Source organism: Agrobacterium sp. LY4 (genome assembly GCF_001526585.1).
GTDB lineage: Bacteria > Pseudomonadota > Alphaproteobacteria > Rhizobiales > Rhizobiaceae > Agrobacterium > Agrobacterium leguminum.
On record NZ_ASYA01000001.1, the window covers coordinates 901,029 to 913,406 of the forward strand.

Sequence of the window (12,378 nt, forward strand, 5' to 3'; positions counted from 1 at the left end):
TTTTCCCGTTTATGAACAGGTCGAGGACTATCACTGATTCCCTGTTTGGAAAATGGCGCGGCTTGTTTACTCTCGGTGAAAATGATCACAACCGGGGATATTCCATCATGTCGCGACAATCCGCAATCGACCGTGCCGCCGCCTGTTTCGACGATGGCAGCTTCGAGCGGGATTTGTCGCGACGCGTTTTGCGACGGACCGAAAGCCAGAATGAGGAGCAGGGCGAGGAGCTGACGCTTTATCTGGAACAGGAAATGCTGCCCGCTTTCGCCGCCATGGGTTTCTCCTGCACCATCCTGCGCGACCCGGCGGCGGATTTGCCGTTTCTGATCGCCGAGCGTTTCGAAGGCGACACGTTGCCGACCGTGCTGGGATACGGCCACGGGGATGTGGTGCGCGGTCAGGACGAGGGCTGGGCCGAGGGGCTTTCGCCCTTTGTGATGTCTGAGCGCAATGGCAGGTGGTATGGGCGCGGCACCGCCGATAACAAGGGGCAGCATTCGGTCAATATGGCGGCGCTGAAAGCCGTGCTCGAGACACGCGGCAGGCTTGGTTTCAACGCTAAATATCTGATCGAGATGGGCGAGGAGAGGGGCTCCCCCGGCCTGAGGGAGATTTGCCGGAACCATGGCGAGCGGTTGAAGGCCGATCTTCTGGTCGCCTCCGACGGCCCGCGCCTGAATGCGGAACGGCCGACGGTTTTTCTCGGCGCGCGCGGCGGCATCACCTTCGATCTGGTGATCGAGGCGCGTGAGGGCGGCCATCATTCCGGCAATTGGGGCGGCGCGCTCTCCAATCCCGGCGTGCAGCTGGCCCATGCCGTCGCAAGTCTCGTCGGCCCGACCGGCCAGATCCGCGTGCCGGAACTGGTGCCGGATGAGTTGCCGAAAGCGGTGCGTGAGGCCCTTGCCGATTGTGAAATCGATGGCGGGCCGGACGGCCCGAAGATCGATCCGGATTGGGGCGAGCCCGGCCTTTCCACCGCCGAGCGGGTTTTCGGCTGGTGTGCACTGGAAGTGCTGGCTTTCGAGACCGGCAATCCGCGTGCGCCGGTCAACGCCATTCCGCCACGGGCATGGGCGCGGCTGCAACTGCGCTTCGTCGTCGGTATCGATCCGCAAGCGGTTCTGCCCGCCGTGCGGCGTCACCTCGACCGGCAGGGTTTCGCCATGGTGGAAATCGCGCCTGCCGGCGACGAGATTTTCCGCGCCACCCGGCTCGATCCGCAGGATCCATGGGTGGATTTCACGCTGCGCTCCATTGCCCGCACAACGGGCAGAAAACCGGCACTTCTGCCCAATCTCGGCGGTTCGCTGCCCAACGATATCTTTGCCGATATCCTCAAACTGCGCACCATCTGGGTGCCGCATTCCTATCCCGGCTGCTCGCAGCATGCGCCGAACGAACATCTGCCGAAGGAGATCGCCCGCGAGGCGCTTACCCTTATGGCCGGGCTCTATTGGGATATCGGAGAGGGGGATACGCCGCCGCTTTAGGCGCCCATGACGAGCTTGAAGGCGATGGCCCACATGGTGACGGCGATGACGCCTTCGAGAATGCGCCAGGCGGAGGGTTTTTCGAAGATCGGCCGCAGCCAGCGCGCGCCGTAACCCAGTGAAAAGAAGAACACCAGCGAACCGGTGGCCGCGCCCGCCGCGAAGGTTTTTTCGAAGCCGGGAAACTGCGTGGAAATGGTGCCGAGCAGCACGACGGTATCGAGATAGACATGCGGATTGAGAAAGGTCAGCGCAAGGCAGATGGCCAGCGTCTGCCACAGGCTTGCCTCCTGCCGCTCCGCCACCGAAAGCGCGTCGGAGGAGCGCAGCGCCGAATGCAGGCTTTTGGCGCCATACCAGATGAGGAAGGCGGCCCCCGCATAACGCATGATGGGATCGAGCGCCGGCATGATGGCGCTGATCCGCTGAAAACCGAAAACCCCGACGGTAATCAACAGTGCATCGGCAATGGCGCAGGTGGCGCAGACGGCAAACACATGCGAGCGCGCCAGCCCCTGCTTCAGAACGAAGGCGTTCTGCGCGCCGATGGCGACGATGAGGCTGAGGCCCATCGTCAGGCCGGTGAAGAAGATCTGGATGTCCATGCGCGTCGCGGCCCCTGCCTCTGTCCATTGCGGAATGGCCGAAGGCGTTGCTTCCGGACCGAGTGCTTGGATATTTCCGCCAGATAGTTTAATCCAGTTAAATAAACTCAATCCGGATAAGCTGAGCTAATGGCGCACTTCTCTCTTCAACCTCTCGGTTTTCCGCAACATTGCCATCTCTCCACCCTCATTCCTGTGCTCGTCACAGGAATCCAGCCAGCCCAAGTCCTTGGGCTGAAAAGACTCTTCCGCCGCACAGACGTGCGTCGACTGGATTCCTGTGACAAGCACAGGAATGAGGGAGGGAGAGGCCGTCACCTATGGCTTCCAGGGCCCTCCCGCCACCTCCAAACCCTGCATGAGGTGCCGTAATGCTCGACTATCCCTCCATGCGGGCCGTGGCGCTCGTTGCTCAAACCGGCAGTTTCGAAAAGGCGGCGCAGGTGCTGTGCGTCACGCCGTCGGCCGTCTCCCAGCGCATCAAGCAACTGGAGGAGCGGCTGGGCGTGGTGCTGATCGTGCGCGGCAACCCCTGCGTGGCGACGGAAAAGGGCGAATGGCTCTGCCGTCACATGGATCATGTCGGCATGCTGGAAAGCGAATTGTTCCGACAGCTTCCGGCGCTGGCGGAAGCGGGCGCAGGGCAGGAGCGCGTGACGCTCAACATCGCCACAAACGCCGACAGTCTCGGCACATGGTTTCTGGATGCGGTTTCGAAATTCACCGGCGGCAGCGACTATCTCGTCAATATCGCGGTGGACGATCAGGACCACACGGTGGAATGGCTGCGCGGCGGCAGGGTGCTCGCCGCCGTCACCGCCCATGCCAAGCCCGTACAGGGCTGCCGGGTCCTGGCCCTCGGCGTGCTGCGCTATCACGCCACCGCCAGCCCGGATTTCATGGCCCGCCATTTCGCCGGGGGCGTCACGCCCGCCGCCCTTGCCCGCGCGCCGGGGCTCACCTTCAACCAGAAGGACAGGCTGCAGGCGAGCTGGGTCAGGAAGGTGCTGGGCGAGGATATCGCCTATCCCACCCACTGGCTGCCCTCGACCGACGGTTTCGTGAAGGCGAGCCTTTCCGGCATGGGCTGGGGGCTCAACCCGGTGCAGCTTGTGGGGGATCACCTCAAGACGGGCAGGCTGGTGGAGGTCGTTCCCGGCACGCCGCTCGATATTCCGCTTTACTGGCAAGTCAACCGGCTCGCGGCGGAGCGGCTGGGGGTGTTGACGTCGCATGTGGTGGAGACGGCGAGGGGGGTGTTGATCCCGATGCCGTGAAGCATCTTGCGCCAGGCGGGATCGCGGTTTTCCGATTGTAGAGACGGGGAGCGTGACGCTTACCCCCTCTGTCCTGCCGGACATCTCCCCCACAAGGGGGGAGATCGACCCGAGGCTATGTCTCGCCCATCTCAACGTTTGAGATTGAAGTGGTTGTAAAGCGTCTTGCCGATCTCCCTCCTTGTGGGGGAGATGCCCGGCAGGGCAGAGGGGGGTGAGCCACACACTCCGACAGAATCTTCAGGCAATGCCCCACACTTCACCGCCGCGCCGCATCCTCCGCGCCCTCGCGCAACGACGCATCCGCCACCTTCTGCGTCGTCACGCTGAGCGCCGAAGCGTCCTTCATCTTCTTGGCGATCGAGCGGATCACACGCGTTGCCTCGGCCGAAAGCGAGCGCGGGCGGGTGAGCGCCGGCAGGGCGGGGGTGCTGGTCGCAGCGGCCGCCACTTCCGCCGAAGGTTGCGGGCGTGCGCCTGTCGGCAGCGGGTTCTGGATGCCGGGAATGGGGCGCAGTTCCATGCCCTGATGGGCGTAGTCCATCAGCCGCTTGAAGGCCATGGCCGGAAGCGCGCCGCCGGTCATGTTGTTCATCGGCGTGAAATCGTCGTTCCCGAACCAGACGGCCGTGGTGTAATTGCCGGTGAAACCAACATACCACGCATCGCGATAGGCCTGCGAGGTGCCGGTCTTGCCGCCGGAAACGATGCCGTTATCCAGCGCGCCGCGCCGGGCGGTGCCCATGACCGGGATGGTCACCAGCATCTGGTTCATCTTCGAATTGGCGTCTTCGGAAAGCACCCGTTTGGCGGGCGCTTCATTGTGGCTGAAATCGTAGAGAACATTGCCCTCGTAATCCAGCACCTGCTCGATGCCGTGGCGGCGCGACTGCATGCCGTCGGCCGGGAAAACGGCATAGGCGGTGGCCTGATCGAGAACCGTCACTTCCGATGTGCCGAGCGGAATGGTCTTGTCGCTGCGCAGCGGCGTGGCGACACCCATGGCCTTGGCGGTATCGACGATGACCTGCGTGCCGAGCACGTCCTTGGCAAGGCGCACGGGCACGGTGTTATAGGACTTGGCGAGCGCCATCTGCAGCGTCACCTTGCCGGCATAGGAGCGGCCGTAATTCTGCGGCGACCAGCCGCGCCAGGTCACCGGCGCGTCGGAGATCAGCGTCTCCGGCTTCATGCCCTTTTCCATGGCGGCCGAGTAGGTATAGACCTTGAAGGAGGAACCCGGCTGGCGCAGCGCCGCCGTGGCGCGGTTGAACTGGCTTTCGCCATAGTCGCGCCCGCCGACCATGGCGCGCACGCCGCCGCCGTTCTCGATCATCACCATCGCGCCCTGCTTGACGCGGTAACCTTCGCCGAATTCGCGCAGGCCCATTTCCATCGCCTGTTCGGCCGCCTGCTGCAGGCCGGTATCGATGGTGGTTCGCACGACCACGGTGTGGTCCTTGAACTTGCCCTCGGCGGCCAGCCGCTGCACTTCGTCGAAAGCCCAGTCGAGGAAATAATCCGGCGCCTTCACATCGGCGCGGTCGATGACGGTGGCCGGGTTGCGCCGCGCGCCGATCACCTGACCCTCGGTCATCAACCCGCTCTGCACCAGGTTGGAAAGCACGGTGTTGGCGCGGGCGCGGGCTGCCGGCAGGTTGACATGCGGCGCATATTTGGCCGGCGCCTTGAACAGGCCGGCCAGAATAGCGGATTCCGCCAGCGTCACATCGGTCAGGTTCTTGCCGAAATAAAACTGCGCCGCCGCCGCCGCCCCGAAGGTGCCGCCGCCCATATAGGCGCGGTCGAGATAAAGGCTGAGGATTTCCTTCTTCGACATGTTGGTCTCGAGCCACAGCGCGAGGAAGGCTTCCTTGATCTTGCGCTCCAGCGAGCGCTCATTGGTGAGGAACAGGTTCTTGGCGAGCTGCTGCGTCAGCGTCGAGCCGCCCTGCACCACGCCGCCGGCGCGGGCGTTTTCGCTCATGGCGCGGGCAAGGCCGATGAAATCGATGCCGAAATGGTCGAAGAAACGCCGGTCTTCGGTCGCCAGCACCGCCTTGATGAAATGATCCGGCATCTGGTCGATCGGAACGGAATCCTCATGAATGATGCCGCGATGGCCGATGGTGTTGCCGTAACGATCAAGGAAGGTGACGGCGAAATCGCCGCGATAGCGCCAGTCCTTCTTGGTTTCCTCGAAGGCGGGCATGGCGAGCGCCAGAAGCACGACTGCACCTGCCGTTCCGAAGGTCAGCGCGTCGCAGGTGAGGTTGACGAGAAGCTTCTTCCAGCCGCGCACATGCAGCTTGCGCGAGGCGATGGTGACGTCTTCCCAGAAATCCACCAGCCTTGCCGCAGCCGTCCACAGGCCGGAGTCGATGAAGCTATCGATCCGGAGCAGGATGTGCCGTTTTTTACGGCCTTTTTTATCGTCTTTTTCTTCCTGCACCTGGCGATGTTTTCCTGTTCAACGCAACGCTGCCATCGATATGTCTGCCTGATATTCTACGCTTCAACCCATTCCCGACGCAAAACCGTGGCATGGTTATGTCGGAAGTGCTTGACGCGGCGGCCTTTCGCGGGCCAATGACCCCTCTGCCGCCTGCCAATATGCTAAAATATCGTACAAACCAGCCCTTGGCGATACGATATAAAGGATTAGGGACCGGTTAAACACTCCCGTCCAAGAGATCAAAATGAAACGGAAATGTTAACGATGAATGACGCGCCGTTCTGGAAAACCAAATCGCTGACCGAGATGACCGGCGAGGAATGGGAAAGCCTGTGCGACGGCTGCGGCCTGTGCTGTCTGAACAAGCTGGAGGACTGGGACACCGGCGAGGTGGTGTTCACCTCGGTTCGCTGCGTGCTGCTCGACGGCGAAAGCTGTCGATGCTCCGACTACGAAAACCGCCGCGCCACCGTGCCGGACTGTATCCAGCTCGACCTGAAGAAGGTCCATGAGATCGGCTGGCTGCCGCCCACCTGCGCCTATGCGCTGGTGCGCGACGGCAAGGATCTCTACTGGTGGCACTATCTCGTTTCCGGCGATACGGAAACGGTGCATCAGGCCGGCATTTCCGCCCGCGGCCGCACCGTCAGCGAGGCCGATGTGGATGTTGACGACTTCGAGGATTATGTGGTCGACTGGCCCCTGACAGCGGGTGAGACGGTTGGCGAGAGGGCGGGCGAAAAGGAACGGACGTGACGGAAAACGTCGATTTTCGTTTTGGTCCTATTCCTGCCCCATCGTTCCCTTAAGGCAGTGTCGCCCGAAAGCGTGTCACGGTTTCGGGGTACGACTTGTCTGAAATCAAAGACAGCTTCCGGCCATTCCGGCAAATGATCCGCAAAAGCGGACGAGGGACATCAAAACGCATGCGCTACCGGCTGCCCGCCATCGTTCTTTCATGCCTCGCCCTTCCGGGGCTCCTGCCGTTTTCCGCTGACGCCCAGCAACAGCCCCAGGCCTTCGAATGCACGCTGGTCACCTCCATCGAGACCGGCGCCATCATCAACCAGCAGGGCGCCTGCGACCAGCGCGTGGCGCCGGCCTCCACCTTCAAGGTGCCGTTGGCGCTGATCGGTTACGACGCCGGCATTCTTCAGGATGAAAAGACGCCCGCCTGGGACTGGAAACCCGGCACGGAGGCGCGCGCCTCCGACCGCAAGACGGTCGATCCCTCGATATGGGAGCAGGATTCGGTGCTGTGGTATTCGCGTGAAATCACCCGCCGCCTCGGCCCGGAAAAATTCGCCGCCTATGTGAAGCGCCTCGGTTACGGCAATGCCGATGTTTCCGGTGAGCCGGGCAAGAACAATGGCCTGACCCATTCCTGGCTCGGATCGTCGCTGACGGTTTCGCCGGTGGAACAGGTCGGCTTTCTCCGCCGCCTTCTGGCCGGCAATCTGCCGGTCTCGCGCGATGCGCAGGCCAAGACCAGGGCAATCGTGCCGGTTTTCGATGCGCCGGAAAGCTGGAGCGTGCATGGCAAGACCGGCACGGGCTACATGCGTGACGAAAAGGGCAATCCCGATCGCAACCGCCCCTTCGGCTGGTTCGTGGGCTGGGCGGAGCGCGAAGGCCAGCACATCGTCTTTGCGAGACTGCGCGTTTCCGACAAACCGTCCGACGAGCCGCTCGGCCCCGCCGTGCGTGATGCCTTCCTGCGCGATATTCCGCGGCTGGCCGTGCACCGGTAAGTGCGCAGCCGGCATGACCTTTGCCCGAAAAGGAAAAGCATATGCCGGACGCCTCTCGTGACGTCATCACGATCTACAATGAACACGGGGCCGATTTCGACAGGCAGCGTGGACGCTCCCTTGCCGAAAAACCCTGGCTCGACAGGTTCATCTCGCTTTTGCCGAAGGGCGCGTCCATTCTCGATATTGGCTGCGGTTCCGGTGAGCCGATCGCCGGCTACTTCATCGCCAGCGGTTATGACGTCACGGGCATCGATGCGTCCCTGCCGCTGGTCGAGCTTTGCCGGAAGAGATTTCCCGGGAATCTCTGGGCGGTTGCGGATATGCGAAAGCTGGCCCTCGGCCGCCGCTTCGACGGGTTGATCGCGTGGCACAGTTTTTTCCATCTGACGGTGGAGGACCAGCGCCGCATGTTCGGCATTTTCCACCAGCATGCCAATGACGGCGCGGCGTTGATGTTCACGGCCGGACCGGATCACGGGGAAGCGATCGGCACCTTTCAGGGCCGGCCGCTTTATCATGCGAGCCTCGCACGCGATGAATATGAAAGCCTGCTCGCCGCGCACGGTTTCCGGCTTCTCGATCATGTCGTCAACGATCCCGAATGCGGCGGCGCCACGGTTTATCTGGCGAGACGTGTCGCCCTCTGAACGCGCCTGGCAGGCGTCGCCCGGTAGCGGGTCCACAGATCGTATGATCGCGGCGAACGCCCTTTTTTGCAGCGGGGGGCTGCACTCACGATTGTGTGTTCAACAAAAAGTTTCCGCTTCCCTTGACCTTCCCATCATGGGAATCTCTACATAGGGTCTCGAAAGGGGATTTCCCATGAACGAGACAGTCAAACACGCCCATCGACATGAACCGGTTTCCATTCCCGTGGAAGGCATGACCTGCGCTTCCTGCGTGCGCCGGGTGGAAACGGCCGCGGCCAAGGTGCCGGGTGTCATGTCGAGTTCCGTGAACTTCGCCACGAAGAAGCTCACCGTCGAGCCGGCCGAAGGTTTTTCGGCCAGAACGCTTGGCGCCGCCATCAAGAAGGTCGGTTACGATATCGCGCCGGAGCGTCACGAATTTGCGGTGGAAGGCCTGCGGGGCGAGGCTGAGGCCGAGCGGCTGAAGGCCGTTCTGGAAGCGGTCGCCACCACAATCGCCGTCAAGGTCAATGCTGCCTCCGGCAAGGCCTCCGTGGAAACGATTGGCGGCCGGCGTGAACGGGATGCGCTTGTGGAAACGGCAAAGCTCGCCGGTTTTGCGCTGAAGACGCCGACACCGCACGACCATTCCGCCCATCAAGGTCACGGCCAGCACCACGGACATCATCAGGGCCACGGCCAGATGGCGGCGGGCGAGGCCGGCGGCCACGACCATATGCAGCATGCGGGCGAAGAGGGTGCGCTGAAACGCGACCTGACGATTGCCGCGATCCTGACCGCGCCGCTTTTCGTGCTGGAAATGGGTGGGCACCTCTATGAGCCGATGCATCACTGGCTGATGAGCATCATCGACACGCAGAACCTCTATTATATCTATTTCGCACTGGCGACCGCGGTGATCTTCGGGCCGGGCCTGCGTTTCCTCAAGACCGGTTTTCCGGCGCTCCTGCGCGGTGCGCCGGAAATGAACTCGCTGGTGGCGCTGGGCGTCACCGCCGCCTATCTCTATTCGGTCGTCGTCACCTTCGCGCCCGACCTGCTGCCGGAAGAGGCGCAGTTCGTCTATTATGAAGCCGCAACCGTCATCGTCACGCTGATCCTGACCGGACGGCTTCTCGAAGCCCGCGCCAGCGGCCGCACCGGGGATGCCATCCGCAAGCTGATGAGCCTGCAGGCGAAGACCGCCCGGGTGGAGCGCGACGGTGCTACCATCGATATTTCCCCCGAAGACCTCGTGGCCGGCGATATCGTCGTCATCCGTCCCGGCGAAAGGCTGGCAGTGGATGGCGAAGTCGTCGAAGGCTCCTCCTATGTCGATGAATCCATGATCTCCGGCGAACCCGTGCCGGTGGAAAAGACCATTGGCGCAACGGTCGTCGGCGGCACCATCAACAAGACCGGCGCCTTCAAGTTCAAGGCGACCAAGGTGGGCGCGGATACCATGCTGTCGCAGATCATCCGCATGGTGGAGGAGGCGCAAGGGTCCAAGCTGCCGATCCAGCTGCTGGTGGACCGCGTCACCGCGCTCTTCGTGCCGGTTGTCATAGCAATCGCGGTGCTGACCTTCATCGTCTGGGCGATCTTCGGTCCCGAGCCTGCCTATACTTTCGCGCTGGTCAATGCCGTGGCGGTGCTCATCATTGCCTGCCCCTGCGCCATGGGTCTCGCCACGCCGACCTCGATCATGGTCGGCACAGGCCGGGCGGCGGAGCTGGGCGTGCTGTTCCGCAAGGGACAGGCGCTGCAGGAGCTGCGCTCGGCGCAGATCGTCGTGGTCGACAAGACGGGCACTGTCACTAAGGGCCGCCCGGAGCTGACCGATCTGGTGGTTGCGGAAGGGTTTGCCGACAACGAGGTGCTGGCGCTGGTCGCCGCCGTCGAGGGCCGTTCGGAACATCCGATTGCCGAAGCCATCGTCCGGGCTACTGAAGACCGGGGTTTGGTAGCGGGAGAGGGACTTGAACCCCCGACTGTCGAAAACTTCGAAAGCGTGACGGGCTACGGCATCGCCGCCACCGTCAATGGCCGTAAGGTCGAAGTCGGCGCAGATCGTTACATGGCCAAACTTGGCCATTCCGTCGATATCTTCGCTGAGGCCGCCGCAAGGCTGGGTGACGAGGGCAAGACGCCGCTTTACGCCGCCATCGACGGCAGGCTGGCGGCCGCGATTGCGGTTGCCGATCCGCTGAAACCCTCGAGTGTCACCGCCATCAGGGCGTTGCAGGCCATGGGTATCGAAGTGGCCATGGTGACGGGCGACAATGAACGCACGGCCAATGCAATCGCCCGGCAGGTTGGCATTTCCCGTGTGGTGGCCGAAGTGCTGCCCGAGGGCAAGGTGAAGGCGATCCACGAGATGCGCGCAGGCGGCAAGGTGCTCGCCTTCGTCGGCGACGGCATCAACGATGCGCCGGCGCTGGCTGAGGCCGATATCGGCATCGCCGTCGGCACGGGAACGGATGTCGCCATCGAAAGCGCTGATGTTGTGCTGGTCGGCGGCGATCTTCTGGGCGCAGTCAACGCCATCGAGATGAGCCGGGCGACCATCCGCAACATCAAGGAAAACCTGTTCTGGGCTTTCGGTTACAATGTGGCGCTGATACCGGTTGCGGCGGGCGTGCTCTATCCGGCCTTCGGCATCACGCTGTCGCCGATGATCGGCGCGGGCGCCATGGCGCTGTCCAGCGTCTTCGTTCTCGCCAATGCGCTGCGGTTGAAACGGGCGAAGGTGGCCCATCGGGAGGTGACGTCATGAATATCGGCCAGGCATCGGAAGCATCGGGCGTTTCCGCCAAGATGATCCGCTATTACGAGCAGATCGGCCTCATCAATCCCGCCGCCCGCACCGGCAATAATTACCGGGTCTATGGCGAGCAGGACGTGCATAATCTGCGCTTCATCAAGCGGGCGCGCACGCTCGGCTTCTCGCTGGAAGAAACCGAGACGCTGCTGAAACTCTGGCAGGACAAGACCCGCGAGAGTTCGGCGGTGAAGGAGATCGCGCTCGTCCATATCGCCGATCTCGAGCAGAAGATCGCCGAGATGAAGAGCATGGTGAAGACGCTCTCCCATCTCGCCCATTGCTGCGGCGGCGACCACCGGCCCGACTGCCCCATCCTCGACGATCTCGCGGGCGCGGATAAGACCGACGCCAGACCCGCGCGAGCCCACTGACCTTTAATGACAGCCGGTGCGAGAACATCGCGACCGGCCAGAAGGAGAAAACCATGAGCGCAACCACCTTCCTCATTCCGGATATGACCTGCGGTCATTGCGAAAAGACGCTGCGCGGCGCTCTCACGGAGGCTCTTCCCGGCGCATCCGTCAGCATCGACCTCGATGCCCATAAGCTGACCGTGACGGGCGACGCCGCAACCGCGGAAGCGGCGATCCGCGACGCCGGTTATTCGCCGGAACGGGCGGGCTGAAGCACCTCGTTGCTGGAATGAGCAGGAAAGATGTGCTACTGAGTAGCATCATCTTTCCTGTCGAGGGATAACCACAATGTCCGTCAAGGCGTCAGTTTCCATCTCCGATCAACAGGACAGCTTCGCCCGCAGGCTGGTGGAGGAAGGGCGTTATGCCAGCCTCAGTGCCGTCGTCCAGCGTGGGCTGGAACTGCTACGGCAGGAAACGGAACTGAAGGACGCCGAACTTGCCGCGCTTCGCGATTTGCTGGTCGAGCGCGGGCAGGGGGATTTCGTGTCCGTGGAAGACGGCAAAGACAGAACGGCAGCGATGATCGCAGCCAAGAAGGCCGGTTATGGCCTTTAAGGTCCTGCGCTCGAAACAGACGGATCAGGATCTCGGCCTCATTCTCGACCATCTCATCCAGTCCTATCTCGACCTTGGCGACGCCTTGCCGGGGGCTTTCGCGCGCGCTGCGCGACGCGTGGGGTCAATTGAAGCGGATATGGAAGCGCTTCACAAAGCGCCTTTTCAGGGGACATTATTGCCCGAAATATTGCCCAACCTTCGCCGGGTAACGAAAAATCAGGCTGTCTTTTATTTCGATGTCGATGAGGGTGAAAAGACCGTGCGTATTCTTGCGGTCTTTTTCGGCGGGCAGGATCATCTACGCCATATGCTCACGCGCCTCGTGTCCCGTCGCGCTCCGGGTCTTCCCTAAATCTCATCGAAA

Annotated in this window: 12 protein-coding genes; 10 read left to right on the forward strand and 2 right to left on the reverse strand. The window is 62.5% G+C overall.

All coding sequences use genetic code 11. The features are described from left to right. The first annotated feature begins 107 nt into the window (after positions 1-107). Positions 108-1,496, forward strand: a complete 1,389-nt coding sequence (locus L904_RS04510) for a M20 family metallopeptidase (RefSeq protein ID WP_035262874.1) — start codon at positions 108-110, stop codon at positions 1,494-1,496. Here the strand turns inward: L904_RS04510 and L904_RS04515 are convergent. After that, entirely contained in the window at positions 1,493-2,101 is a 609-nt protein-coding gene (locus L904_RS04515; RefSeq protein WP_035262839.1) for a LysE/ArgO family amino acid transporter, read from the reverse strand. The genes L904_RS04510 and L904_RS04515 overlap by 4 nt on opposite strands. A 371-nt stretch (positions 2,102-2,472) precedes the next feature. Here L904_RS04515 and L904_RS04525 point away from each other — a divergent pair, with 371 nt between their 5' ends. After that, positions 2,473-3,378: a LysR family transcriptional regulator ArgP gene (locus L904_RS04525; protein WP_035262845.1), complete on the forward strand. Its 906-nt coding sequence runs from the start codon at positions 2,473-2,475 to the stop codon at positions 3,376-3,378. 259 nt (positions 3,379-3,637) lie between these two features. On the opposite strand, the gene L904_RS04530 is transcribed toward L904_RS04525, so the two are convergent. After that, positions 3,638-5,830, reverse strand: coding sequence for a transglycosylase domain-containing protein (locus L904_RS04530; RefSeq protein ID WP_035262847.1), 2,193 nt, complete (start codon positions 5,828-5,830; stop codon positions 3,638-3,640). A 267-nt stretch (positions 5,831-6,097) separates the two neighbouring features. On the opposite strand from L904_RS04530, the gene L904_RS04535 reads away from it, so the two are divergent. From L904_RS04535 to L904_RS04570, 8 genes are all read left to right on the forward strand, one after another. Continuing rightward, positions 6,098-6,589, forward strand: a complete 492-nt coding sequence (locus tag L904_RS04535; protein WP_031234099.1) for a YcgN family cysteine cluster protein — start codon at positions 6,098-6,100, stop codon at positions 6,587-6,589. Between the two features lie 170 nt (positions 6,590-6,759). After that, the gene (blaOXA, locus tag L904_RS04540; protein WP_020811374.1) at positions 6,760-7,584 is read left to right on the forward strand and encodes a class D beta-lactamase; all 825 of its coding nucleotides are present in this window, start codon (positions 6,760-6,762) and stop codon (positions 7,582-7,584) included. 41 nt (positions 7,585-7,625) lie between these two features. Then, a complete protein-coding gene (locus tag L904_RS04545; RefSeq protein WP_020811375.1) occupies positions 7,626-8,234 on the forward strand; it encodes a class I SAM-dependent methyltransferase in 609 nt (202 codons plus the stop codon). A gap of 175 nt (positions 8,235-8,409) precedes the next feature. Continuing rightward, positions 8,410-10,992 (forward strand): heavy metal translocating P-type ATPase, encoded by a 2,583-nt coding sequence (locus L904_RS04550; RefSeq protein WP_020811376.1) that lies wholly within the window; start codon positions 8,410-8,412, stop codon positions 10,990-10,992. Then, complete coding sequence (cueR, locus tag L904_RS04555) at positions 10,989-11,411, forward strand: Cu(I)-responsive transcriptional regulator (protein ID WP_035262850.1); 423 nt, start codon at positions 10,989-10,991, stop codon at positions 11,409-11,411. Before L904_RS04550 ends, cueR begins: the two co-directional genes overlap by 4 nt. Positions 11,412-11,464: 53 nt before the next feature. Then, on the forward strand, positions 11,465-11,665 hold the full coding sequence (locus tag L904_RS04560; RefSeq protein ID WP_003522315.1) for a heavy-metal-associated domain-containing protein: 201 nt from the start codon (positions 11,465-11,467) through the stop codon (positions 11,663-11,665). A 76-nt stretch (positions 11,666-11,741) separates the two neighbouring features. Then, on the forward strand, positions 11,742-12,011 hold the full coding sequence (locus tag L904_RS04565) for a type II toxin-antitoxin system ParD family antitoxin (protein WP_035262853.1): 270 nt from the start codon (positions 11,742-11,744) through the stop codon (positions 12,009-12,011). After that, a complete protein-coding gene (locus L904_RS04570) occupies positions 12,001-12,366 on the forward strand; it encodes a hypothetical protein (RefSeq protein WP_035262856.1) in 366 nt (121 codons plus the stop codon). The genes L904_RS04565 and L904_RS04570 overlap by 11 nt, the downstream gene beginning before the upstream one ends. The last annotated feature ends 12 nt before the right edge of the window (positions 12,367-12,378 follow it).

Coding starts and splice junctions, on each gene's coding strand:
- L904_RS04550 (WP_020811376.1), top strand. CDS start 8,410: ATGAACGAGACAGTCAAACACGCCCATCGACATGAACCGGTTTCCATT.
- L904_RS04510 (WP_035262874.1), top strand. CDS start 108: ATGTCGCGACAATCCGCAATCGACCGTGCCGCCGCCTGTTTCGACGAT.
- L904_RS04565 (WP_035262853.1), top strand. CDS start 11,742: ATGTCCGTCAAGGCGTCAGTTTCCATCTCCGATCAACAGGACAGCTTC.
- cueR (WP_035262850.1), top strand. CDS start 10,989: ATGAATATCGGCCAGGCATCGGAAGCATCGGGCGTTTCCGCCAAGATG.
- L904_RS04560 (WP_003522315.1), top strand. CDS start 11,465: ATGAGCGCAACCACCTTCCTCATTCCGGATATGACCTGCGGTCATTGC.
- blaOXA (WP_020811374.1), top strand. CDS start 6,760: ATGCGCTACCGGCTGCCCGCCATCGTTCTTTCATGCCTCGCCCTTCCG.
- L904_RS04545 (WP_020811375.1), top strand. CDS start 7,626: ATGCCGGACGCCTCTCGTGACGTCATCACGATCTACAATGAACACGGG.
- L904_RS04515 (WP_035262839.1), bottom strand. CDS start 2,101: ATGGACATCCAGATCTTCTTCACCGGCCTGACGATGGGCCTCAGCCTC.
- L904_RS04525 (WP_035262845.1), top strand. CDS start 2,473: ATGCTCGACTATCCCTCCATGCGGGCCGTGGCGCTCGTTGCTCAAACC.
- L904_RS04535 (WP_031234099.1), top strand. CDS start 6,098: ATGAATGACGCGCCGTTCTGGAAAACCAAATCGCTGACCGAGATGACC.
- L904_RS04570 (WP_035262856.1), top strand. CDS start 12,001: ATGGCCTTTAAGGTCCTGCGCTCGAAACAGACGGATCAGGATCTCGGC.